This is a genomic window from Plantibacter sp. ME-Dv--P-095 (assembly GCF_030209365.1).
Taxonomy (GTDB): Bacteria; Actinomycetota; Actinomycetes; order Actinomycetales; family Microbacteriaceae; genus Plantibacter.
Genome location: NZ_JARVSB010000012.1, coordinates 12,604 through 34,465 on the forward strand (window position 1 = coordinate 12,604; position 21,862 = coordinate 34,465).

The 21,862-nt window shown below is 70.6% G+C and carries 20 protein-coding genes; 12 read left to right on the plus strand and 8 right to left on the minus strand.

Annotated elements, in window-relative coordinates; translation table 11 throughout:
• The first annotated feature begins 90 nt into the window (after nucleotides 1-90).
• The 3 genes from QRN26_RS17230 to QRN26_RS17240 all read left to right on the plus strand — a co-directional run bounded on the left by QRN26_RS17230 (nucleotide 91) and on the right by QRN26_RS17240 (nucleotide 2,717).
• Complete coding sequence (locus QRN26_RS17230; RefSeq protein WP_285037691.1) at nucleotides 91-393, plus strand: hypothetical protein; 303 nt, start codon at nucleotides 91-93, stop codon at nucleotides 391-393.
• Nucleotides 394-495: 102 nt separating this feature from the next.
• Nucleotides 496-1,326, plus strand: coding sequence for an ABC transporter ATP-binding protein (locus tag QRN26_RS17235; RefSeq protein ID WP_285037692.1), 831 nt, complete (start codon nucleotides 496-498; stop codon nucleotides 1,324-1,326).
• The gene (locus QRN26_RS17240) at nucleotides 1,323-2,717 is read left to right on the plus strand and encodes an FtsX-like permease family protein (RefSeq protein WP_285037693.1); all 1,395 of its coding nucleotides are present in this window, start codon (nucleotides 1,323-1,325) and stop codon (nucleotides 2,715-2,717) included. Before QRN26_RS17235 ends, QRN26_RS17240 begins: the two co-directional genes overlap by 4 nt.
• 86 nt (nucleotides 2,718-2,803) lie before the next feature.
• Here QRN26_RS17240 and aztD read toward each other — a convergent pair whose 3' ends face one another.
• Genes aztD through aztB form a run of 4 tightly spaced genes read right to left on the minus strand, consistent with a single transcriptional unit; the run spans nucleotide 2,804 to nucleotide 7,216 of the window.
• Nucleotides 2,804-4,051: a zinc metallochaperone AztD gene (gene aztD, locus QRN26_RS17245; protein ID WP_285037694.1), complete on the minus strand. Its 1,248-nt coding sequence runs from the start codon at nucleotides 4,049-4,051 to the stop codon at nucleotides 2,804-2,806.
• Between the two features lie 29 nt (nucleotides 4,052-4,080).
• Nucleotides 4,081-5,013, minus strand: coding sequence for a zinc ABC transporter substrate-binding protein AztC (gene aztC, locus QRN26_RS17250; RefSeq protein ID WP_285037695.1), 933 nt, complete (start codon nucleotides 5,011-5,013; stop codon nucleotides 4,081-4,083).
• Nucleotides 5,014-5,015: 2 nt separating this feature from the next.
• Complete coding sequence (locus QRN26_RS17255; protein WP_285037696.1) at nucleotides 5,016-6,338, minus strand: hypothetical protein; 1,323 nt, start codon at nucleotides 6,336-6,338, stop codon at nucleotides 5,016-5,018.
• Nucleotides 6,233-7,216 carry a zinc ABC transporter permease AztB gene (gene aztB, locus QRN26_RS17260; protein WP_285037697.1) on the minus strand — a complete coding sequence of 328 codons (984 nt, stop codon included), beginning with the start codon at nucleotides 7,214-7,216 and terminating at the stop codon, nucleotides 6,233-6,235. Before aztB ends, QRN26_RS17255 begins: the two co-directional genes overlap by 106 nt.
• A gap of 104 nt (nucleotides 7,217-7,320) precedes the next feature.
• On the opposite strand from aztB, the gene aztA reads away from it, so the two are divergent.
• The 3 genes from aztA (at nucleotide 7,321) to QRN26_RS17275 (ending at nucleotide 9,385) form a co-directional block, all read left to right on the plus strand.
• Complete coding sequence (gene aztA, locus QRN26_RS17265; protein WP_285037699.1) at nucleotides 7,321-7,959, plus strand: zinc ABC transporter ATP-binding protein AztA; 639 nt, start codon at nucleotides 7,321-7,323, stop codon at nucleotides 7,957-7,959.
• Nucleotides 7,960-8,020: 61 nt separating this feature from the next.
• On the plus strand, nucleotides 8,021-8,362 hold the full coding sequence (locus tag QRN26_RS17270) for a chorismate mutase (RefSeq protein ID WP_056008853.1): 342 nt from the start codon (nucleotides 8,021-8,023) through the stop codon (nucleotides 8,360-8,362).
• Nucleotides 8,363-8,443: 81 nt separating this feature from the next.
• Entirely contained in the window at nucleotides 8,444-9,385 is a 942-nt protein-coding gene (locus QRN26_RS17275) for an SDR family NAD(P)-dependent oxidoreductase (RefSeq protein ID WP_285037700.1), read from the plus strand.
• Between the two features lie 21 nt (nucleotides 9,386-9,406).
• On the opposite strand, the gene QRN26_RS17280 is transcribed toward QRN26_RS17275, so the two are convergent.
• Nucleotides 9,407-10,099 carry a FadR/GntR family transcriptional regulator gene (locus QRN26_RS17280; RefSeq protein ID WP_056008848.1) on the minus strand — a complete coding sequence of 231 codons (693 nt, stop codon included), beginning with the start codon at nucleotides 10,097-10,099 and terminating at the stop codon, nucleotides 9,407-9,409.
• A 236-nt stretch (nucleotides 10,100-10,335) separates the two neighbouring features.
• Here QRN26_RS17280 and QRN26_RS17285 point away from each other — a divergent pair, with 236 nt between their 5' ends.
• The 5 genes from QRN26_RS17285 (at nucleotide 10,336) to QRN26_RS17305 (ending at nucleotide 15,848) form a co-directional block, all read left to right on the plus strand.
• Nucleotides 10,336-11,568: an aminotransferase class V-fold PLP-dependent enzyme gene (locus QRN26_RS17285; protein WP_285037701.1), complete on the plus strand. Its 1,233-nt coding sequence runs from the start codon at nucleotides 10,336-10,338 to the stop codon at nucleotides 11,566-11,568.
• Nucleotides 11,569-11,663: 95 nt separating this feature from the next.
• Nucleotides 11,664-12,962 (plus strand): ABC transporter substrate-binding protein, encoded by a 1,299-nt coding sequence (locus QRN26_RS17290; protein WP_056008845.1) that lies wholly within the window; start codon nucleotides 11,664-11,666, stop codon nucleotides 12,960-12,962.
• 6 nt (nucleotides 12,963-12,968) lie between these two features.
• Nucleotides 12,969-13,949 (plus strand): carbohydrate ABC transporter permease, encoded by a 981-nt coding sequence (locus QRN26_RS17295; protein ID WP_285037702.1) that lies wholly within the window; start codon nucleotides 12,969-12,971, stop codon nucleotides 13,947-13,949.
• Nucleotides 13,946-14,782: a carbohydrate ABC transporter permease gene (locus QRN26_RS17300; RefSeq protein ID WP_056008838.1), complete on the plus strand. Its 837-nt coding sequence runs from the start codon at nucleotides 13,946-13,948 to the stop codon at nucleotides 14,780-14,782. Before QRN26_RS17295 ends, QRN26_RS17300 begins: the two co-directional genes overlap by 4 nt.
• Nucleotides 14,783-14,855: 73 nt before the next feature.
• Complete coding sequence (locus QRN26_RS17305; protein WP_285037703.1) at nucleotides 14,856-15,848, plus strand: NADP-dependent oxidoreductase; 993 nt, start codon at nucleotides 14,856-14,858, stop codon at nucleotides 15,846-15,848.
• A 16-nt stretch (nucleotides 15,849-15,864) separates the two neighbouring features.
• Here QRN26_RS17305 and QRN26_RS17310 read toward each other — a convergent pair whose 3' ends face one another.
• Genes QRN26_RS17310 through QRN26_RS17320 form a run of 3 tightly spaced genes read right to left on the minus strand, consistent with a single transcriptional unit; the run spans nucleotide 15,865 to nucleotide 20,963 of the window.
• The gene (locus QRN26_RS17310) at nucleotides 15,865-16,005 is read right to left on the minus strand and encodes a hypothetical protein (protein WP_285037704.1); all 141 of its coding nucleotides are present in this window, start codon (nucleotides 16,003-16,005) and stop codon (nucleotides 15,865-15,867) included.
• Nucleotides 16,006-16,041: 36 nt separating this feature from the next.
• Nucleotides 16,042-18,156 (minus strand): YhgE/Pip domain-containing protein, encoded by a 2,115-nt coding sequence (locus QRN26_RS17315; protein WP_285037705.1) that lies wholly within the window; start codon nucleotides 18,154-18,156, stop codon nucleotides 16,042-16,044.
• Nucleotides 18,153-20,963, minus strand: coding sequence for an MMPL family transporter (locus QRN26_RS17320; RefSeq protein ID WP_285037706.1), 2,811 nt, complete (start codon nucleotides 20,961-20,963; stop codon nucleotides 18,153-18,155). Before QRN26_RS17320 ends, QRN26_RS17315 begins: the two co-directional genes overlap by 4 nt.
• 159 nt (nucleotides 20,964-21,122) lie before the next feature.
• Here QRN26_RS17320 and QRN26_RS17325 point away from each other — a divergent pair, with 159 nt between their 5' ends.
• On the plus strand, nucleotides 21,123-21,803 hold the full coding sequence (locus tag QRN26_RS17325; RefSeq protein WP_285037707.1) for a TetR/AcrR family transcriptional regulator: 681 nt from the start codon (nucleotides 21,123-21,125) through the stop codon (nucleotides 21,801-21,803).
• The last annotated feature ends 59 nt before the right edge of the window (nucleotides 21,804-21,862 follow it).

The following is a 21,862-nucleotide window of genomic DNA, read 5'->3' on the forward strand; positions in this document are numbered from 1 at the left end:
ACCCGCGTGGTACCGGAGGATGAGTCCGCGCCGACGAGGATCACCCGATTGCGGGATGTGTCGGGGATGGCCGCTCGGCACGATGGGAGCATGTCCTCCATCACCCAGTCGCACGCCGTCCACACCCGGGTCACCGCTCCGCTGCGGGCGGTCCCGCTGCCGGTCCCGGTGCAGGGTGTGGTCGAGGAGGATCCTGCACCCGTGGAGGTCGCCGAGCGCGTCCGTGCCTCGGCGCACGTCGCCGCCGGTGCTGCGGGTGTCGACCTCTCGGCCACGCCGGCCACAGCGTCCTCGGGTGACGCCACCGACACGGGCTCGGGTCTCCGCTTCCTCGGCGCCGGTTGGGCGGCCGACGCCGCCCTCTTCGCGCAGTACCGCCGCCGCGGCGTCTGACCTCGCGGCCGACCCCGGGTCCACCTCGCGGATGACCGGCACCGGGCAGCGTGCATCGCCCGGCCGACGCGCCGCACCGGGCCTCCCGCGCACGATGGGATCATGAACACTTCGATCCTCTCCGCCCGCGGACTCACGAAACAGTACGGGGCCACCTTCGCCCTCGCCGGCGTCGACCTGGACATCCTCCCGGGCGAGTCGGTCGCCATCATGGGCGCCTCCGGCTCCGGCAAGACCACCCTCATGCACGCGCTCGCCGGGATCGTCACCCCGGACACCGGTTCGATCGCCTTCAGCACCCCGACGGGTGTCGTCCGCGTCGACCAGCTCGACGAGAAGCGACGCTCGCAGTTGCGGCGCGAGTCGTTCGGGTTCGTCTTCCAGCAGGGCCTGCTCATCCCCGAGCTGACGGCCGTCGAGAACGTCGCCATCGCCCTCATGCTGGGCGGCACCCCGCGGGCCGCGGCCGAGTCGAGCGCGGCGGCCTGGCTCGCCGCCCTCGGTCTCGCCGGTCTCGAAGGCCGCCGGATCGGCGAATTGAGCGGCGGGCAGGCGCAGCGCGTCGCGATCGCGCGTGCCCAGGTGACGGGCGCTCCCATCGTGTTCGCCGACGAGCCGACGGGCGCGCTCGACTCCCGCACCTCGGCCGACGTGATGGGTGCGCTCCTGCACGCCACCACCGGTCAGGGCCGGACGCTCGTCCTGGTGACGCATGACGAGACGGTGGCTGCCCGCTGCTCGCGCACGATCCGTCTCGCCGACGGTCGGATCGTCGGACAGCGTCAGGACGCAGGGCCGCTGAGTGCGCCGCCCGCGCCGCAGCCGCCGTACCCGATGGCGCAGCAGGGCCAGCCGTACCCGCCGCAGCCGCAGGGCCAGCCGTACCCGCCGCAGCCGCAGACCGGCGTCGTCCCGAACGGCGCGCGCTCATGAGCGCCGTCGTCGACACCGCTCCGCCGCGGACACCGGTCCCCGCCGGCTCGGGTCGGAGCCCCGTTGTCCGCCTCACCTGGATGCTCGCCCGGCCGGGAGCCCAGAGCCCGGCGACGATCGTCCTCCCGGCGGTCGCGTTCGCGGTCACCACGGCGCTCGTGCTCACCGTGCTCGGCGGCGCGATGATGTTCTGGCGGTGGACCGGCGAGACGGCCCTGCTCTACCAGGTGCTCAGCGTGCTGGCCCTGGCGCTGCTGCTCGTCCCGCTCGGCTCCCTCGGTGGAGCGGCTGCGCGCCTGTCCGCGCGCCGTCGCGACGACCGACTCGCCACCCTCCGGCTGCTCGGCGCGACGCCCGGCACCGTCTCCGCGATGACCGTGCTCGAATCGGCCGCGGTCGCCCTGCTCGGCTCCTTCGCCGGCATCGTGCTGTACCTCGGCATGCTGCCCCTCGTCGGCCTCATCCCCTTCGGCGGTTCGCCGATCGGCGTCGAGGGCGTCTGGGTCGGTGTGCCGGTCGCAGCGGCCGTCGTCCTCGGTGTCACGCTCCTCGCGGCGGCCAGCGCGGCCATCGGTCTGCGTGCCGTGAACGTGAGCCCGCTCGGGGTCCGGACGAAGCAGCAGGCGCCGACCGTGCACTGGGTGCGCGTCGTCATCGGTGCCGCCGTGGTCCTCGTCGCCTACGCCCTGCTCTCCGTCGTGACCGGGTTGCAGGAGGTCGCCGCCATCGTCGCCGTCCTGGGCGTGGGGTTCGGCGCCGGCGTCGGCGTGCTCGGGTTGATCGGCCCCTGGGTCGTCGGGATGATCGGGCGGGGATCGGCGAAGCGCGCCTCGTCCCCGGAGCGGCTGCTCGCGGCCCGGAGCATCCTCGAGTCGCCGAAGGCCGCCTGGCGGCAGGTGAGCGGCGTCGCGATGACGAGCTTCGTCGCCGTCGTCGCCGGCACGGGCGTCGCCCTCATGGACGCCGCCGGAGGTGCCGACCTCGATCGCGAGAGCGCCATCCTCATCGACGACATCCGCACCGGCGTCGTCATCACGCTCGTCGCGTCGTTCCTCATGGTCGCCTGCTCCGTCGGGGTGAACCAGGCCTCCGCGGTGCTCGACCGACGAGACCTGTACGTCAGCCTCGACCGCCTCGGAGTGCCGCGGCAGGTCATGGAGCGGGCTCGGACCCGCGCCGTCATGCTGCCGCTGCGGGTCGTCGCCCTCGGCTCGGCCGGACTCGGTGTCCTCCTCGTGCTGCCGATGGCGGGCATCAGCATCATCCTCGCCCCGCTGTCGGTCCTCGTGATCGTCGGATGCTTCGTCGGCGGCATCGGCCTCGTCTGGGCGGCGCTCCACGCGACCCGACCGGTCGTCACCCGGGTGCTCGGCACCCCGGAACGCGTCTGACCATCCCCGGCGTTCCAACGCAGAGCGCCCGTCCCGTCGGCTGGATCCCAGCACATGACGGAACGGGCGCTCTCGGCTTGCGGGCCTCAGCCGGTGACGACCGCGATCTCGTTCGGGACACCGGGCAGTTCACCCGTCGTGATGTCACCCGAGGCGAGGTCGACGGCGTGGAGCGTCTTCGTCGCCGGGTCGGTCACGTAGGCGACACCGTCGTGGACGACCAGTGCCGGGTGGGCGTCCTGCCACTCGGCCGGCGGCTCCCACGCGTCGATGACGGCGATGGTGTCGGTGACGGCGCCGGTCTGCTCGTCGAGGACGTGCAGCGATCCGTCGTTGCCGAGGACGACGACGTCGTCGTTCGGCCCACGGGCCACGTCGCGCCAGGTGTAGCCGACGCCCTCGGGCAGGTCGACGATCTTCGTCGTCTTGGCGACCGTGTCGGTGAACGCGAGCTGACGGAGGTCGTAGCCCTCGGCGTCGGGGTCGCTGTTGTAGTCGCCGACCGCGATGGACGAGGTCTCGCTGACGTACTGGTTCCCGGTCCGGCCGTAGGTGTCCGGAGCCTGGATCTTCGTGAAGACGCCGTCGTCGTAGACGAGGACGCCGTCGCTGCACCCGAAGACGACGGTCTCGTCCTTGACGGTGCCTTCGCCGTGGACCGAGGGGCACTGCTCGTTGCGGGCGATCTCGGTGCGCGACTCGTCGAGCACCCGGACACCGGTGCGGGCGTCCGGGGTACCGATCGTCGACAGCAGGGTGCCGTCCTCGAGCTCGATGGCGACGCCGTGGTGCGCGGCCTCCGAGGGGACGGTCTCGGTCTCGGGCAGCTCGTCGGTGGCGTCGAGGAGGTCCGCGCTGTCGAAGATCGTCGTGTCACCGGAGCCGTCGGCGAAGAGGATGGTCTTCCCGGCGTGACGCACGACGTGGCCCGCGGTGTCGGCGGGGAACACGAGGTCCGTCAGGACTGGCTCGGCCTGCTTCGAGGTGCCGTCCTCGTCCGTCCACGTCCCGGTGTCGAGGACCTGGAAGCCCTTCGTCGTCGTGACGAGCACGTGGCGGCCGTCGCCGGCGGCGTTCACCCGGTTGAAGCCGGCGAGCGGCAGGTCGCCCACGACGTCGAGAGTGGCGGCGTCGACGACGAGGAGGCCACCGTCGTAGGTGAGGGCGATCCGGCTCTGCGGCCCGTCGGACGCGGAGGCGCTCGGGTCCGGTGCGGAACCGCTCGCGGTCGAGCATCCGGTGAGGAGGAGCGCCGCGGCGGTACCGACGGCGAGGAACGGGATCCGGCCGCGCTTCGTGCGCGAGGCCAGGGGACTGCGGTGGTGCTGCTGCATGGTTTCCTTCTGGGTTCGTGGACGCCCGCTCACGGCGAGAGTCCGGTGGCGATGCGCTCGGTGTTCGCGCGCATCATGGTGAGGTAGGTGGGGGCTTCGCCCGATCCGGCGGTCAACGACTCGGTGAAGAGCGGGACGACGGCGACGTCGACGTCCGCCTCGTCGGCGAGCACCTGGACGAGCCGGTCGGGTTGCGAGGAGTCCGCGAAGATCGTGTGGACCCCCGCCGTCTCGATCGCGGTGGCGAGCTCGTCGAGGTCGGACGCGCTCGGTGCCGCGAGCGTCGTGCCACTCGGGATGACGGCTCCGACGACCGCGAAGTCGTACCGCGCGGCCAAGTAACCGAACACGTGGTGGTTGGTGACGAGCTTCCGCTGCTCGACCGGGATGGCGGCGAAGGCCTCGGCCATCTCCGCGTCGAGCGCCTCGAGCTTCGCGGTGTACGCCTCGGCGTTCGACCGCACCTCGGCGGCGTCGACACCCGGCACCTCGTCGATCACGGCCTCGGTGACCCCCTCGACGACCGCGACCATCTGTACCGGGTCGGTCCAGAAGTGCGGATCGGCCGCGCCGGACGCCGTCTCGAGGACATCGACGAGTGACCCCGCCTCGACGAGCGGCACCCCGTCGTCGGCCGCGGTCTCGAGGTGCTGGGTGAGCCCCTCCTCGAGCCCCAGCCCGTTCGAGACGATCAGTTGCGCACCCGTGATCCGAGCCGCCTCCTTGGCCGAGATCTCGAAGGAGTGCGGATCGGCGTCCGGCGGCATGAGGGTCATGACCTCGGCCTGCTCGCCGAGGAGTTCGCCGACGACGTCACCGAGGATGTTGGTCGTCGCCACCACCAGCGGGCGGTCGTCGGCGCTCGCCGCACAGCTCGTGAGACCGGCGCCGAGCACGAGGCCCGACACGAGCACGGCTGCGGTGCGGAGGACGGTGGTCTGGCGGGGGATGGTCACACGCATGGTCAGCGTCCCGTCTCGGCGAAGAACGCCGGTGGCGTGTCGAAGGTGAACGTGCGGGCGATCCGCGCGGCATCGCCGTAGTCGATCTCGACCACGGTGCGGGAGCTCGGGAGGTTGAGGTAGGCGCGGTTCTGGTCGACCTCCAGCTGGACCCCGGCGGCGAGGTCGGGCGCGCCCGCCAGCGCGGTCGCAGACCCGGTCACGGCACCGGTGGCACCGTCGACGATGAGGAGGTCGCCGGTCGTCGTCAGGCCGACGACGTGCTGGTCGCGGTCGTCCACGGCGGTGACCAGTCGTAGGGGTGTGGGGGTCGGCAGCAGGGCCCAACGGCGTTCGCGGGTGTCGAGGAGCCAGGCACCGGATGTGCCGGCGACGGCGGCGACGGTCGGGCGACCGGGACGCGCATGGAAGGACGTCGCCCGCTCGTCGGCGGCGACGGCCTGCGGGTAGGGGATCGCCTCGAAGGCGGGGACCGGGTCGGGGTCACTCGAGCTGCGGTCGACGACGGCGAGGAGCGCGCCCTCGGCGCAGCCGATGATGACGCCGACGTTGGTCGCGATGCTGCCGGCCGGTTCGGTGCAGCCGGCGAGCACGACGTCGGCCGCGGCCACGGATGTCGACGCGGGGTCGAGGAGTTCACCGTCGGTGCCGTGGACGCGCAGCTTCCCGCTGCCGTCGGTGGCGATGACGGTCTCGCCGATCGGGACGGCCAGCCCGGGGGCGCCGGGGGAGCTCTCGATCCGCCCGGACTCGGCGATGTCGCCCGTGCCGAGCGCGGCGGTGTCGAGGAGGACGGTCTCGCCCGAGCCCGCGAACCGCACGGCGGTCGTCGTCGAGCCGGCGATGACGTCCGCCGGTCCGTCACCCTCGACCTCGCCGACCACGCGCGGCTCGGCCCGGTAGTAGTGCTGGTGGTCCTCGTGGTCGACCGTCCACACACCGGTGTCGATGATCGTGACGGTCCCCGCGGGCTCGGAGTGCGCGGCCACGAACCGCCCGTCGCCCGTGAGCGCTGCGAGCGGGCCGAGCTCGGCGATCGTCGTGCGCTCCTCGCTGAGGAGGTCGGTCAGTTCCACGGCGCCGGCCTGGTCGGCCGTCGCGAGGTGCAGTTGCGGCTCAGGGAGTTCGCTCGCACCCTCGACGTAGCCGTGGCCACGCGCCTCGCCGGTGGCGGTGGGGGTCGGCGACGCCCCGCCGGGCGGGGCACAGGCGGTGAGGGTCAGCGCGAGCGCTCCGAGAGCGAGCGCGGTCCGCGCGGGGCCGGGGCCGCGGCGGTCGGTCCGGGGAGTGCCGGTTCGGATGATCGGTCGGGGGAGTCGGTGCACGGTGCGCTTTCCAGGTGGGTCGGATCGGTCGATGGTTCGAGGTGGGGGCTGCCCGGCCGCCGGATGCGTGCGACGAGCGACCGCACGGCCCACGAGGCCGCTGCGAGCAGGATCGAGCAGGCGGCGATCGAGGCCCCGGCGGCGGTGTCGCCGTGCCAGGAGACGAGCAGGCCGAGGAGGACGGCCAGCGCGCCGAAGACGGTCGCGAGCAGCATGGTGAGCGGGATGGATCGTGCCCAGTGGGCGGCGGCGACCGCGGGGCCGAGGAGGAGCGCGACGACGAGCAGTGTGCCGACGGCGCTGTAGGAGGCGACGACGGCGAGGGTCACCAGGCCGACGAGCGCCGCGTGGGCGAGACGCGGACGGAGGCCCATCGTCGCGGCGACCCGACGGTCGAACGCGAGGGCGACGAACGGTCGGTGGAACGCGATCGCGACGAGCACCGTGACGACGAGGGCGACGGCGAGGCCGAGCAGGTCGGCGTTCCGGATCGCGAGGATGTCGCCGAAGAGGATCGCCGTGAGGTCCGTCGCGAACGATCGGCTCGACGACACGATGATGACCCCGAGCGCCAGCATGCCGACGAAGAGCAGTCCGATGGAGGTGTCGTGGGAGAGCCTGCCGCGTCGGGAGACGAGGCTGATACCGGCGCTCATGACCACGGCGCTCACGGCTGCCCCGGCGACCGGCGGGAGGCCGAGCAGCGCTGCGGTGGCGACGCCGGGGAGCATGCCGTGGGCCATCGCCTCGCCGAGGAAGGCGAGCCCACGGAGCACGACCCAGGTGCCGACGACCCCACAGATCCCCGCCACCAGCACGCCGCCGACGAGGGCGCGGAGAAGGAAGGCCGCGGTGAACGGCTCGGTGATCCAGGTCATGGTCGAGCACTCTACATGAAAATGATTCTCAGTATTGATAGGGTGAAGCCATGCGAACCCCGTCGAACCGTCCTGTTCCGGCAGCGCCCGGCCGCCCGAGGGTCGTGACCATCCGACTTCGCCAGGTGACGGCCGAGTACGACGGCCAGCGGGTCCTCCACAGGATCTCCGCCGAGCTCCGCTCGGGCGCGATCACCGTGGTCACCGGTGCGAACGGAGCCGGGAAGTCGACACTGCTCGCGGTCCTCGCGGGGCTCCATCAACCGACCACCGGCGAGGTCGACGGCCTGGCCGGGCGGGCCCTCGCTTACGTCCCGCAACGGAGCGCCGTGCCGGAGCACTTCCCGGTGACCGCGCGCGACGTCGCCTCGATGGGGCGGTGGCCGGCGCTCCGTCACCGCTGGGCGCGACTCGACGCTCGTGATCGCCGCCTCGTGGACTCGAGTCTCGACCGCCTCGACGTCCTCCCCCTCGCGCCGCGTTCCTTCGGGGAGCTCTCGGGCGGCCAGCGTCAACGGGTCCTCGTCGCCCAGGCGCTCGCCCGCGAAGCCGACGTCCTCCTGCTCGACGAACCGACCGTCGGCCTCGACCTGGCTGCAGGGCGGGCGATCCGAGCGGTCCTCCGCGCGGAGGCGGAGCGGGGCGCGACGGTCGTCGAGGTGACCCATGATCCGCTCGCGGTCACGGACGCCGACGCGCGGTTGCACCTCGAGTCCGGCCACCTCGTCCCGGCGTTGCGGTGAACCGGCTGCGTATCGCCTGGTCGCCTGCTGCGCGGGCCCGGCGCGTTGCTAGAGTTTCGGCATGAGCCAGGCCGACCAGCACCCCGAACCCACCGCCGGCGCAGCTGCGACGGATCCAGCGGCCACCGAACGGCTCGGCCGGCTCCGGAGCAGCATCGACAACATCGACGCGGCCCTCGTCCACCTCCTCGCCGAGCGCTTCAAGTGCACGCAGGAGGTCGGCCGGCTGAAGGCCGAACACGACATGCCCGCGAGCGACCCGGCGCGCGAGCAACGCCAGATCACCCGGCTGCGGGCGCTCGCCGAGGAGTCGCACCTCGATCCGGCCTTCGCCGAGAAGTGGTTCAACTTCGTCGTCGCCGAGGTCATCCACCACCACGAGCGCCTCGCCAACCAGCACTGATCCCGGGCACCCCTCGCATCTCGCCGCGCAAGGGGTGACCCCCTTCGGACGGCGTCCAGCGTCCTGCGCCAGGATGGGACCATGACCTGGAACGCCGACTCCCTGCCCGATCAGACCGGACGCGTCGTCCTCGTCACCGGAGCGAATGCCGGCCTCGGCTTCTGGACGAGCCTCGGACTCGCGCAGGCGGGCGCGGAGGTGATCCTCGCCTCGCGGAGTGCATCGAAGACCGAAGCGGCCATGCGCGCCATCCGGGTGAAGGTGCCCGACGCCCGACTCAGCCACCTCCCGTTCGACACCTCCTCGCTCGACTCGGTGCGCGCGACCGCCGGCCGGCTGTCGGAGCTCGACCGGCTCGACGCCCTCGTCGCGAACGCCGGCATGGTGCACATGCCGAAGGACCGCCAGGAGACGGCCGACGGCATCGAGTTGGTCTTCGCGACGAACGTCGTCGGGCATGCCGCCCTGCTCGCCGAAGCGCTGCCCGTGTTGCAGCGCACGGCGGACGAGCACGACACCGCGCCGCGCGTCGTGCTCCTCGGCAGTCTCTCCACCCTGCTCGTCCGATTCCACGGCGACGACCTGCAGCTCCGTGAGGGATACAGCGGCTGGCAAGCGTACGCCCAGTCGAAGATCGCCCTCTCGTCGCTCGGCTTCGAGCTCGACCGCCGGCTCGCCGCGTCGCACAGCACCGTCCGGGCGCTCGTCGCGCACCCCGGCTACTCGGTCAACGGACTCGACCGTCGTGTCCCCGGTGTGAACGAGCCGACGCGCGGACGTCGCTGCTCCGACACGCTGCAGTCCGTCTACGCGCAGAGCAAGCAGCGCGGTGCCGAGCCGACGCTTCGCGCGGTCACCGACGAGTCGGCCGACGGTGGTTGGTTCTTCGGTCCGCGGTGGCTCACGAAGGGCGACGCCGTGCGCCAGGCCCCTGCGGCGATCACGACCGACCGGGACGTCGCCGCGGCACTCTGGACCGAGCTCGAGCGGCTCATCGGCACGCCCATCCTCCCGACGCGCTGACCAGCGTCCGAGTCGGGCCGTTCAGTCGGCGGGGGTGGCCGGGGGTTGCAGCACGCGCAGCCATTCCTCGGTCTGCGCGACGTGCGCGGAGGCCGCGCCGGCCGCACCCACCGGGTCGCGGGCGATGATGGCCTCCGTCATCGAGCGATGGCCTCGGTTGCTCACCCGCCGCAGTTCGTCGCCGTCCGGCAGGCTGAAGACGTCGTAGGCCCGCGAGCGGGAGCGGAACACCTGCAGGAGCGCCGTCAGCGTCGCGTTGCCGGCGGTCCGAGCGATCAGTTCGTGGAACCGGTGGTCGAGTTCGCTCGACTCGGCGGGGTCCGTCGTCTCCTCCATCGCCGCGACGAGCGATGCCAGCTCGGCGTGGACCTGCTCGCCGGCGCGGGCGGCCGCCTGCGAGGCCGCATGGGTCTCGAGGACCCGTCGGAGCTCGTACATCTGCAGCAGCCCGTCGAGGGGGAGGAGGTCGACGGTGAGTGACAGGCTGCCGATGATCTCCTCAGGACGCAGCATCGACACGTAGGTGCCCGAGCCGTGACGTGACTCGATGATGCCGAGTGCCGCGAGCATGCGGACGGCCTCGCGCAAGGAGCCGCGGGACACACCGAGTTCGTCGCACAGCTCGCTCTCGGCGGGGAAGCGCTGACCGGCGACGAGGCGCCCGGACGCGATCATGTGCCGGAGCCCGTGGAACGCCGTGTCGACTGCTGACATGCCGGTCCTCCCAAGGGTCGTCACGCCATCGTAGCGGCCGTGCCACGGTGCGCCGGCGAGCACGCGGGGCGTCGAGACATCCGATGACTGTACGCCTCCGACACAAGTCATCGGATGACTATTCCTCGCAGACGTGCTTTCGACCAGTTGTAACACGATAGAAACCAAAGTCATCAAACGTGACCTCTATGGTTATCGGACAATCCACTGCATAATCGACTCGGAGGAACGTCACTGTGGACACTCGCACCATCGCACGGCCAGCGCCGCTCATGCTCGGCGACGGCCGACCTGCCACGGCCGCGTGGACGCTGGATCCGACCAAGCGCCACATCAACCACGGTTCCTTCGGTGCAGTCCCGATCGTCGCCCAGGACCACCAGCAGGCGCTCCGCCGCGAGATGGAGGCCGCGCCGCTCACCTGGTTCCCCGCACTCCCCGCGAAGGTCGCCGCCGCGCGCGTCGGCATCGCCGACTTCCTCGGCGCATCGGTCGACCAGCTCGCGATGGTCCCGAACGCGAGCGCCGGCGCCAGCGTCGTCTTCTCCAGCCTCCCGGTGCAGCGCGGCCTGGAGATCGTCGTCACCGACCACGGCTACGGCGCCGTCACGATGGGAGCCGAGCGGCTCGCACGCCGGTGGGGCGGCACCGTCCGGACCGCGCGCATCCCGCTCGACGCCGACGCCCAGACCGCCCACGACGCCGTGGTCGCCGAGTTCAGCGACCGCACGGCCCTCGTGGTGATGGACCAGATCACCTCGCCGACGGCCCGCCTCCTGCCGGTCGAGCAGATCGCGGACACCGCCCGCGCTGCCGGGATCCCCACCCTCGTCGACGCCGCCCACGTCCCCGGCCTGTACGCCGACCCGATGCGCGACCTCCACTGCGACTTCTGGGTCGGCAACCTCCACAAGTTCGGGTGTGCGCCCCGAGGGGCCGCCGTCCTCGTCGCCCGCAGCCCGCTCGCGCAGGAGCTGTACCCGCTCATCGACTCGTGGGGCTCGCCGTACCCGTTCCCTGAGCGCTTCGACACCCAGGGAACCGTCGACGTCACGAGCTACCTCGCGGCCGGCACCTCGCTCGGGTTCATCGAGGACAGCTGGGGCTGGGACGAGGCGCGCACCTACATGACGGAGCTCGCGGACTACGCCGTCGACGTCGTGGCCGACGCGGTCTCCGCCATCACCGGCGAGGACAGCCGGGTCGACGTCGGGATGCCGGTCAACGCCCTGCGGCTCGTGAAGCTGCCGACGGGTCTCGCGACGACGCACGCCACCGCGGACGGCCTCCGCGACCGCGTCTCGGCCGAACTCGGTGTCGAAGGGGCGTTCACGAGCCTCGACGGGATCGGCTACGTCCGCCTCTCGACCCACGTCTACAACACCCCGGAGGACTTCGAGGACTTCGCCGAGCACGCCGTCCCGGTCCTCGCGCGATGGGCCGAGCAGGAGCGCGCGGCCACGAGCTGAGCGTCGAGAGCACGCCTGTCACACCAGCACCCCACATCGTCACACCAGCACCCCACACAGCACCCCCACCAGCACCACTCAAAGGAGAAGCGAGCATGAGGAAGTCACGTGCATCGGCCGCCATCGGCCTGTCCGTCGTCGCCGGCCTCGCCCTGTCGGCCTGCGCCGGCGGAGCGAGCGACGGCACCGTCACCCTGCAGATGGTCGAGAGTCTGACCAACCCCGCCCGGACCGAGGTCCTGAAGACGCTCATCGCGGACTTCGAGGCCGAGAACCCGAAGATCAAGGTCGAGCTCATCTCCCCGCCGACCGACCAGGCCGACCAGAAGATCACCCAGATGCTGCAGTCCGGCTCCGGGGTCGACGTGCTCGAGGTCCGCGACATCACCGTCGGTCCCTTCTCCACCAACGGCTGGCTCGCCGACATGGACAGCGAGCTGAAGGACTGGAAGGGCTGGGACGACCTCACCGACAATGCGACGAAGTACGCGAAGGGTGAGGACGGCAAGGTCTGGTACGTGCCCTACGGCTTCTACGGCCTGAGCCTCTTCTACCGCACCGACCTCGTGAAGGAGGCCGGATTCGACGGCCCGCCCGCGAGCTGGGAGGACCTCCTCGAGCAGGCCTCGGCCATCCAGGACCCCTCGAAGAACCAGTTCGGCTACGCCTTCCGCGGCGGCACCAACGCCAACAGCAACGTCGTCGCCGCGATCGAGGCCTACGTCGCCGACGACCTCGACACCGAGAACGCGTTCAAGCTGACGAACGGCGACACGATCTTCTCCGCACCGGAGGCGCTCGACGCGGTCAACACCTACTTCGACCTCTTCAAGGAGGCTTCGCCGCCGTCGTCCGTCGCGTGGGGCTACCCCGAGATGGTCGAGGGCTTCTCCAACGGCTCGACCGCGTTCCTGCTGCAGGACCCCGAGGTCATCGCGACCGTCGAACAGTCCGAGGCGATCACGGCCGAGCAGTGGAGCACGGCTCCGCTCCTGACCGGACCGACCGGCAAGGCCGCCCAGCCCATGGCGACCGCGGGTTGGGGCACGGCGGCGTCGAGCGAGCACAAGGCGGAGGCGGCGAAGCTCATCGAGTTCCTGTCCGAGGACAAGCAGGCGACGACGTTCGCTCAGGAGAACAGCCTCGTCCCGATCGTGAAGAGCGCCGCCGAGAGCGACTTCTACAAGACCGGTCCGTGGGCCAGCTACGTCACGATGAACGAGAACCCGGACACCTACCTGAGCGTCACGCAGCCGCGCGGCTCCTCCTGGTGGACCGAGTGGATCCAGAAGTCCGACTCCGAGATCCAGCAGGTCCTCATCGGCCAGCTGACGCCGGAGAAGCTCCTCGCGGGCTGGGACGAGTACTGGACCGAGAAGTGGAAGAGCGAGTAACCGTCCATGACGACCACCACTGACGAAGCGGGTCGCAAGCAGCAGCCTGCGGCCCCGACACCCCCGGCCGGTCCTCCGCGGACCGCCGGCGGGCGTCGGCGGCGCACCTTCACGGTGCGCCGCGGCTTCGGCCTCCTCGCGTTCCTCGCTCCGGCGTTCATCTTCGTCGCGATCTTCATCTACTACCCGATGATCGCGGGCTCCCAGATGGCGTTCCGCAACTGGAACCTCGCCAACCTCACCGACACCTCGTGGGTCGGTTTCGCGAACTTCCTGGCCGTGTTCGCCGACCCCGCGTTCGGCAAGGTCGTCGCGAACACCGTCCTCTGGGTGGTCGCCTCGATCGTCCCGCAGTTCGTCATCGGCTTCGGCATCGCCCTCTGGTTGCGCCGGAGGTTCCGCTTCCGTGGGCTCTACCAGGCGATGATCTTCTTCCCGTGGGCGATCTCCGGATTCCTCATCGGCATCCTGTTCCGCTGGATGTTCAACAGCGAGTTCGGCGTCATCAACGACCTCCTCCAGAAGGTCGGGCTCATCGACACCCCGATCCCGTGGCTGGCCGACCCGAACACCGCGATGTTCGCCGTCATCGTGGCGAACGTCTGGTACGGCGTCACCTTCTTCGCGATCATGATCCTCGCCGCCCTGCAGTCGGTGCCGGAGGACCTCTTCGAGGCCGCGGCGCTCGACGGTGCGGGCAAGGCGCGCATGCTCTTCCAGATCACCATCCCGTACATCCGCACGACGCTCGCCCTCACGGTGCTGCTGCGGGTCATCTGGATCTTCAACTTCCCCGACATCATCTACGGCATGACTGGTGGCGGTCCGGCGAACCAGACGCACATCCTCACGACGTGGATGATCGCGACCACCCAGCGCGGTGACTACGGCCGGGCGTCCGCGATCGGACTCATCGTCGTCGCGATCCTGCTCGTCTTCACGGCGTTCTACCTGCTGTCCATGCGCGAAAAGAAGGTGAAGGCATGATCGACCAGGAGACCCGGACCGCGAAGGTCGTCAAGTTCCTCTTCCTCGGGCTCTGGCTCGTGATCACGGTGTTCCCGCTGTACTGGATCGTCGTGACCTCGTTCAAGAAGCCGGGGGCGATCTTCTCCTACCCGCTGACGTACTGGCCGGAGGTGTTCTCGATCGAGAACTACCTGGGCCTGTTCAGCAAGGCGCAGTTCGGCACCTACGTGCTGAACAGCCTCATCGTCGCGACGGTCGCGGCCGTCGTGGCGACCTTCATCTCGATGCTGTCGGCCTACGTGCTGGCCAGGTTCGAGTTCCGGAGCAAGGGAGCGATCCTCCTCGCGTTCCTCGCCACCCAGATGATCCCGTCGTTCATCGCGCTGGGACCGTTGTATCTGCTGATGACGCAGTTGAAGCTCGTCGACAACCGGTTCGGGCTCATCCTCATCTACATCGCGGTGTGCATCCCGTTCTGCACGGTGATGCTCCGCGGGTTCTTCGAGAACATCCCGGATGCGCTCGAGGAGGCGGCCATGATCGACGGCTGCTCGCGGTTCGGGGCCCTGTTCCGGGTGCTCGTCCCGGTGCTGAAGCCCGGCATCGTCGCGGCGTTCATCTTCAACTTCGTCAACTGTTGGAACGAGCTGTTCCTCTCGGTGACGCTCATCAACAGCGACGCGAACAAGACGATCCCGACGGCGCTCAACGGCTTCATCACGAGCTACAACATCGACTGGGGCTCCATGTCGGCGGCCGCCGTGCTCACGATCATCCCGACGATGGTCCTGTTCGCCTTCGCCAGCCGGTACATCGTGCAGGGGCTGACCTCGGGGGCGGTGAAGGGCTGACGCCGCAGCGAATCGAACCTGGAAGCGAGCTGGTAGTTCGTCTCTCTAGCGACCTCCAGGTGGAAGATGAACCATGTTCGGTTCGAAGCAGACGACGAAGTCCCTCCGTTACGCCCGCTATGGCGGCCCCGACGTCCTCGAGTTCGTCGAGTCCGAGATGCCGCATCCGCGGTGGGGCGAGGTCGTCGTCGACGTCCTGGCGAGCGGCATCAACCACATCGAGGCCTTCGTCCGCGAGGGGAACCTCGCGGACACGGTCCCGATCGAGCTGCCGACCGGGCAGGGGAGCGACTTCGCCGGGTTGATCCGCGAGGTCGGCACCGGCGTCACCGGCTGGAGACGCGGTGACGAGGTGATCGGCCACGCCGTCCGTGGGGCACACGCCACCCAGGTCGTCGTCCCGGCGTCGTCCCTCGTCCGCAAGCCGAAGCGCGTGAGCTGGGAGGAGGCCGGCGGTCTGTACCTCGCCGGGCTCACCGCGCTCGAGACCCTCGACGGTCTGCACCTGAAGCGTGGCGACACGCTCGTGATCTCCGCTGCGGCCGGCGGCGTCGGGAACATCGAGGCGCAGTTGGCGACCTTCGCGGGCGTGCGCGTGATCGGCACCTGCGGTGAACGGAACCACGACTTCCTCCGCGAACAGGGCGTCAAGCCGGTCGTCTACGGCGACGGGATGGCCGATCGGATCCGGACCCTCGCTCCCAACGGCGTGACGGCGTTCATCGACAACTTCGGCCAGGACGGGCAGCAGCTCGCCGCCGAGCTCGGTGTCCCGCCGGAGAAGTACCGGTCGAGCGAGGACCGGAAGGCGATCGAGCTCGCCGCTCTTGAACCGGACGAGGAGTTCGCCGCACACGCCACGAAGCAACTCGAGCGACTCGCGGAGTACGCGGCCGACCATGCCTTGAAGGTCGTCGTCTCGGCGTTCTACCCGTTCGACCTCATCATCGACGCCTTCGAGGACCTCGAGCGTCTGCACGCCCGCGGCAAGATCATCGTCGGCATGCGACCGGCGAACCCCGACCGCATCGTGAAGCAGCGAGACCTGCACGACGCGAGGCCGTAGCCTTCGTCGCTCTCGGCTAGGTGAAGATGAAGCCGAGGACGGTCGCGCCGCCTCCACCGAGGACGAGCGCGACGACGAGCACCCAGGCGATCAGCCGCTGACGGCGCTTGCGCTGCTCGCCCCACTCGGCCAGTTCCCGATCTTCGCCATCACTCATCGTCCCAGCCTATCGGCGAGGGGGTTCACCCCAGCATCAGGCGGTGGCCGGGACGAGCGCCTTGACCGAGGTGGTCCTCGCCCGGGCGACCGCGAACGTCGTCGCGGCGAGCGACCCGAGGAGCCAGAGGACGAGGCCCACCACACCGGCCGCGGCTCCCGTGTCCCCGATGGCGATCGCCTGCAGTCCGCCGAGCGCTGGGGCGATCGGCAGGAAGGCGAGGAGCTGGTCGAGTACCTGGGGGACGGTCGCGATGATGCCCGTCGCCAGACCGACGATCGCGACGATCATCGAGATGAACCGACCCGCACCACCGAACAGGGCGTTGAGCGCCTGGTTCGCCGCAGCGAACGCGAGCCCGGCCAGCACCGCGATCCCGGCGTACGCGGACCACCCCGCCGGGTCGAGGTCGAGCAGCGGCGCGGTGATCACGGCGACGAGGAGGCCCTGCAGCATCCCGATCGCACCCGCGGGGACGAAGGCACCGAGCGCGAGTCGCAGGGAGGAGCGGGTGGAGCCGAACGCCCGCGTCGGCACCGGCCGCAGCACGAGGAAGCTCGCGAGCGCCCCGAGCCAGAGGGCGAGGACGGCGTAGAAGGGCGCGCTGTTCGTCCCGAACGACACGGTCGCGGAGTCCCCGGCGGACACCGGGTCGGCGACGACGTCGGCGAGGTTCTTCCGGTCGTCGCTCGTGTACGTCGGCAGACTGTCGACGGCGCTCTGCAGGCCGGACGAGAGCGAGGTGATCCCACCGGACAGGGTCCCGGCGCCCGACGCGAGCTGGCTCGACGCGTCGGCGAGCTGGGTGGTGCCCGTGGCCGTCTGGCCGGCGCCGTCGGCGAGCGCGGACGCACCCGTCTGCAGCTGCGCCGTCCCGGTGGCCGCCTGGGACGCGCCGTCGGCGAGTCCGGCCGCCCCGGCGGCGATCTGTGCCGCGGCCGTGTTGAGCTGGGCGATGCCGGCGACGAGGTCGGGCATCTTGGAGGAGAAGGTCGTCGCCCCGGCCGCCAGACCGGCTGCGCCGCCGGCCAGCTTGGTGGTGCTGTCCGCCAGTGATGCGGTCCCCGGGTAGTCCGTGGCCGCGCCGACGTCCCCGCCGGTCGTGACCGTGGTGGCGAGGCCACTCGCCTTCGCGACGTCAGCGCAGTAGATCGCGGACGCTCCGGATGCAGCGCAGTCGGCGGTGAGCTTGGCCAGCTGTGCAGCGACGGAGGCCGTGAGCTGCTTGGTGCCCTGGGCGCCGGCCGACAGCCCGGCCAGACCGGACGACACCTCACCGGCACCACTCGCGAGCCCCGCCGCTCCAGCGACCAAGCCCGGGTTGTTCTCGCTGCCGTCACCCTGCGCCCCGGCGTTCAGCGTCGCGGCACCACTGGCGAGCTGACCCGCCCCGCCGCTCAGCTGCGTCGCACCGGACGACAGCTGCGTCGCACCGTCGGCCAGCGCACCCACCCCGTCGCTCAGCTGCGTCGCACCCGTCGACAGTTGTGCCGCACCGGTGGCGAGTTGCGTGGTGCCGTTCGCGAGTTGCTGCGCGCCCTGCGCCAGGGACAGCCCGCCGACGGAGAGCTGTTCAGCGCCGTCGGCGGCCGTCCCGAGCTGGTCGTGGAGGGTGTTGAACCCCACGTAGACGTTCTCGAGGTAGGTGGTCGTGAGCTGACGCCCGAGGAGCGAGGCGGCGGTCTGCGTGATGGTCTGCGAGATGGCGTCGTCGACGAGCTTGCTGCGGTCGCTCGTCGTGACGTCGAGGCGCGCCCGCTCGGCGTCGGCCGCGTCGCCCGAGAAGGAGGTCGCGGCCTTCGAGAAGTTCTCCGGGATCGTCACCACGGCGGTGTAGGACCCGTCGGCGAGCCCGGCCTTCGCGTCCGAGGCGTCGGTGATGACCCAGGTGTAGTTGGTCTCCTGGTCGCCGTCGACGAGCCCGGCCGACAGCTGTCGGCCGAGCGGCACCGTCTGTCCGTCGACGGTGACCGGCTCGTCCTCGTTGACGATCGCCGCCGTGACCTGGCCGAGGCGCTCCGCCGGGTTCCACAGGGCCCACACGAGGCCGCCGGCGATCACGAGGGGTACGAGGATGAGGCCGATGATGGAGACGACCGTGACGCCCTTGCCGGAGCGGGCCCGTTCGAGACGGTTCAGGATGGTGCTCATGCGTCGACCTTCGATTCAGCACTGGCGGTGGGGGAGGAGGTGGCGGGATCGAGGTCGAGGACCTCGGTCGCGCCGCTGGGCAGGACGTCCGACAGCGACGCGACGTCGTCGGTGCCGATGACGACCGTGAGCGGCCGGGCCGCCCGTGCTGCTGCCTGCTTCGCGACCAGGAGCCGCTCGTACAGGGCACGTCTCGTGTCCTGGTCCGGCACCGTGTCGACACCGTCGAGGACGACGACCGCCGGACGCTCGGCGAGCGCTGAGCTGAGGGTGGCGACCGGTTCGCCGTGGTCGAGCCGCACGTACGCGACGCGGGCCCGGACGGCCCCGGCCCGGACGGGCAGGACCAGTCCGGCGACCTTGAGCCGTCCGCGGTCCGGCTCGAGACGACCGGAGAGCGTGAGGAGGAGCGCGGTGACGGACACCGGTCGGGATCCTCGGACGGCGAGCACATCGCCGACCGCCACCGTCGTCTCGACGTCGCGGTACAGCGGACCGCCAGGGCCCTCGAGGGTGAGCCCGTCGGCGGCGATCGCCACGTCGGCCCCGCCGTGCCAGGCCCGCAGCTCCAGTTCCCGCTGCAGCCCTTCGCCCTCGACGTCGAACGAGGGGAGGACCCGGTCGAGCCATCTCGGCAGGTACCAGGCGCGGTCGCCGAGGAGGGCGAGCACCGCGGGGACGAGGGTCATCCGGACGATGAACGCGTCGACGAACACCCCGACGGCGAGCCCGAGCGCGATGGGTTTGATGTTCGTGTCGCCCTCCGGCACGAAGGCGGCGAACACGGCGAACATGATGACGGCGGCCGCGGTGACGACCTTCGCCGAGCCGAGGAAGCCGGTCTCCACCGATCGGCGGGCGAGCTTCGAGTGGACGAAGTCCTCGCGCATGCGGGAGACCAGGAAGACCTCGTAGTCCATCGCGAGTCCGAACAGCACGCCCATGAGGATGATCGGCATGAAGCTGATGACCGGCCCCGTGCGTGCGACGTGCAGCGCCTCGGCGAACACGCCGTGCTCGAAGACGAGCGCGACGACCCCGAAGGAGGCGGCGACGGACAGGAGGTAGCCGAGGGTCGCCTTGACCGGCACCCAGATGGACCGGAACACCATCGTCAGCAGCACGAGCGAGAGGCCGACCACGATGAGGCCGAACGGGAGGAGCGCGCCGCCGAGTCGGTCGGAGATGTCGATGCCGATGGCCGTGAACCCGGTGACCTTGAGGTCGACGTCGTACTCGTCGAGGAAGTATTGGTGCAGGCCGCGGATCTCGGCGACGAGGTCCTTGGTGGCCTGCGAATCGGGGCTACCGCTCGGGATCACCTGGATGATGCCCGTGTCGGCCGTCGCGTTCGGGGTGGCGAGCGGGACGGCTGCGACGCCGTCGAGTCCTTCGATCTCCTGCTTGAGGTCGGCCATGAGCCCGAGTGGGTCGGTGCTGCCGACGATGCTCCCGGTGACGACGAGGGGGCCGTTGAAGCCTTCGCCGAAGTGCTCGGAGACGAGGTCGTAGGTGATGCGGGCGCTGTCGCTCTCGGGGAGCGAGCCCGCGTCGGGGAGCGCGAGCCGGAGGGACAGGGCGGGGATGGCGAGGGCGCCGAGCACGGCCACGACGGCGACGATCGTGACGATGGGCAGGCGGGTGACGCCGCGGACCCAGCCGAGGAAGAAGCGGTTGGGGCGCCCTTCGACAGGCTCGGGGACCGGGTGCTGCTGCTCAGGGGCCGGGTCGTGGTGCTCAGGGACCGGGTCTCCGGCCGTCGCCTGCCGCTTCGCGCGCCTCGCCTTCGGCCGGAGCCGTTCGCCGGCGAAGCCCAGCATGGCGGGGATGAGGGTGAGCGAGATGACGACCGCGATCGCGACGCCGACCGCCGCTGCCACGCCCATCGTGGTGAGGAAGGGGATGTTCGCGACCGCCAGGCCGAGCAGCGCGATGATGACGGTGAGGCCCGCGAAGATGACGGCGGACCCGGCGGTGGCGGTGGCGCGGGCGGTCGACTCCTCCGGATCGAGACCGGTGCGCAGACCGTCCTGGTGCCTCGAGATGATGAAGAGGGCGTAGTCGATCCCGACGGCGAGGCCGAGCATGAGTGCGAGCATCGGCGTGGTGGAGGAGATCGGTCCGAAGACCGTCGCCACGAAGATGAGCGCCATCGAGATGCCGACCCCGAGCAGTGCGGTGATGAGGGGCATGCCTGCCGCGAGGAAGGAACCGAAGGTGAGGACGAGCACGACGAGGGCGACGACGACGCCGATGAGCTCGATGATGCTCAGCGTGGGCAGGCTGTTGCTGAACAACTGCCCGCCGAGCGACGACTGCGCACCCGTCGGCAGGCTGTCGGCGAGGTCCGCCTCCGCGCGCTCGAGGTCGGCGACGGTCTTCGCGGTGATGTCGGACTGGGCGCTGTCGAACTGGATCGAGATGAGGGCGGCCCGCTGGTCGTCGGAGACGGCACCGGTGATGTCCTCGTCGAACGGCGACACCGCCTGCTCGACCTGATCGATGCGGCCGAGCGAGGTGACGGCGTCGTCGATGGCGGACCGGACAGCGGTGTCCTCGACGGTGTCGCCGGCGGGGGCGACGACGACGATCTGAGCGGACGCGCCGCTGACCTGCGGGAAGGTGTGCTCGAGCGAGTCGAGCGCCTCCTGCGACTGGGTGCCGGGGATGGAGAAGGCGTTGTCGGTGCCCTGGTTGAGGAGCAGCGCTCCAGCGCCCGCGAGCGCGAGCACGGTGATCCAGAGGATCAGCACCAGCTTCCGGGCGCGGAAGGCCCAGCGGCCGAGGGTGTACAGCAGTGAGGACACGCGTCGCTCCTAGCGAGGCCGGTGCGCTGCGAGCAGTCGGACCGGCCGACGGGTTCGGACAGATTCGATACAGCGGTGTATCCGATACATGACTGTATTCGATACACTCGTGTATCGGCAAGGGGCCGGAACTGCTGTCAGTAAGGTGTCAGGATGCACGTGCGCGAAGGAGTCGAGTCCCCGAACGACGAGGCGCCGGTCGAATCGGCTCGCCGGCAACGGACCCGCGAGCGGCTCGTCGACGCCGCCTACGAGGTGTTCGCCGAACTCGGGGTGCATGCGGCTTCGGTCGAGCAGATCAGTGAGCGCGCCGGGTTCACCCGGGGTGCCTTCTACTCCAACTTCGAATCGAAGGAGGAGCTGTTCTTCGCGCTCGAGTCGCGGGAGAACCAGCTCCGCCTCGACCGGCTGGAGGCCGGATTGCAGACCGTCAGCCCGTCGCTCCTCGACGCAGCGGGCCGATACACCGAGGGATCACTCGAAGCCCTGATCCGCGCGTTCCTCGAACTCCAGCCGGACGACCGCCGGTGGTGCCTCGTGCAGTCGGAGTTCCGGATGCTCGCGATGCGCGACTCAGGCGTCGCCGCCCGGTACCTCCAGCATCAGGAGAGCGCGGGCCGGCAGCTCGCTGCGTGGCTCGACCAGGCGGCCGGGCTGGCGCACGTCAGGTTCACGATCCCGACGCCCGACATCGCGAACATCGTCGTCGCCCTCTACGAGTCGGCGATCCAGACGGCGGTCCTCATGGACCCGGACGGCGACGAGGGCTCGCCGCGCGAACTCGCCATGCGGACGCTCCCGGCCATCGTCCGGGCCCTCACCGAGGCCGTCGACGACTGAAGGCGGTTCCGCTCGTCCGGGCCCGCTCCGGCGTCTCCGTGAGCGGGCCCGGGACGGTG

What these genes read in the sequence shown, in the direction of transcription:
- aztC (WP_285037695.1), bottom strand. Translation starts at nt 5,013, where the DNA reads ATGCGTGTGACCATCCCCCGCCAGACCACCGTCCTCCGCACCGCAGCC.
- QRN26_RS17300 (WP_056008838.1), top strand. Translation starts at nt 13,946, where the DNA reads ATGATCGACCAGGAGACCCGGACCGCGAAGGTCGTCAAGTTCCTCTTC.
- aztD (WP_285037694.1), bottom strand. Translation starts at nt 4,051, where the DNA reads ATGCAGCAGCACCACCGCAGTCCCCTGGCCTCGCGCACGAAGCGCGGC.
- QRN26_RS17235 (WP_285037692.1), top strand. Translation starts at nt 496, where the DNA reads ATGAACACTTCGATCCTCTCCGCCCGCGGACTCACGAAACAGTACGGG.
- QRN26_RS17280 (WP_056008848.1), bottom strand. Translation starts at nt 10,099, where the DNA reads ATGTCAGCAGTCGACACGGCGTTCCACGGGCTCCGGCACATGATCGCG.
- QRN26_RS17270 (WP_056008853.1), top strand. Translation starts at nt 8,021, where the DNA reads ATGAGCCAGGCCGACCAGCACCCCGAACCCACCGCCGGCGCAGCTGCG.
- QRN26_RS17310 (WP_285037704.1), bottom strand. Translation starts at nt 16,005, where the DNA reads ATGAGTGATGGCGAAGATCGGGAACTGGCCGAGTGGGGCGAGCAGCGC.
- aztB (WP_285037697.1), bottom strand. Translation starts at nt 7,216, where the DNA reads ATGACCTGGATCACCGAGCCGTTCACCGCGGCCTTCCTTCTCCGCGCC.
- QRN26_RS17305 (WP_285037703.1), top strand. Translation starts at nt 14,856, where the DNA reads ATGTTCGGTTCGAAGCAGACGACGAAGTCCCTCCGTTACGCCCGCTAT.
- QRN26_RS17295 (WP_285037702.1), top strand. Translation starts at nt 12,969, where the DNA reads ATGACGACCACCACTGACGAAGCGGGTCGCAAGCAGCAGCCTGCGGCC.
- QRN26_RS17275 (WP_285037700.1), top strand. Translation starts at nt 8,444, where the DNA reads ATGACCTGGAACGCCGACTCCCTGCCCGATCAGACCGGACGCGTCGTC.
- QRN26_RS17240 (WP_285037693.1), top strand. Translation starts at nt 1,323, where the DNA reads ATGAGCGCCGTCGTCGACACCGCTCCGCCGCGGACACCGGTCCCCGCC.
- QRN26_RS17290 (WP_056008845.1), top strand. Translation starts at nt 11,664, where the DNA reads ATGAGGAAGTCACGTGCATCGGCCGCCATCGGCCTGTCCGTCGTCGCC.
- QRN26_RS17315 (WP_285037705.1), bottom strand. Translation starts at nt 18,156, where the DNA reads ATGAGCACCATCCTGAACCGTCTCGAACGGGCCCGCTCCGGCAAGGGC.
- QRN26_RS17230 (WP_285037691.1), top strand. Translation starts at nt 91, where the DNA reads ATGTCCTCCATCACCCAGTCGCACGCCGTCCACACCCGGGTCACCGCT.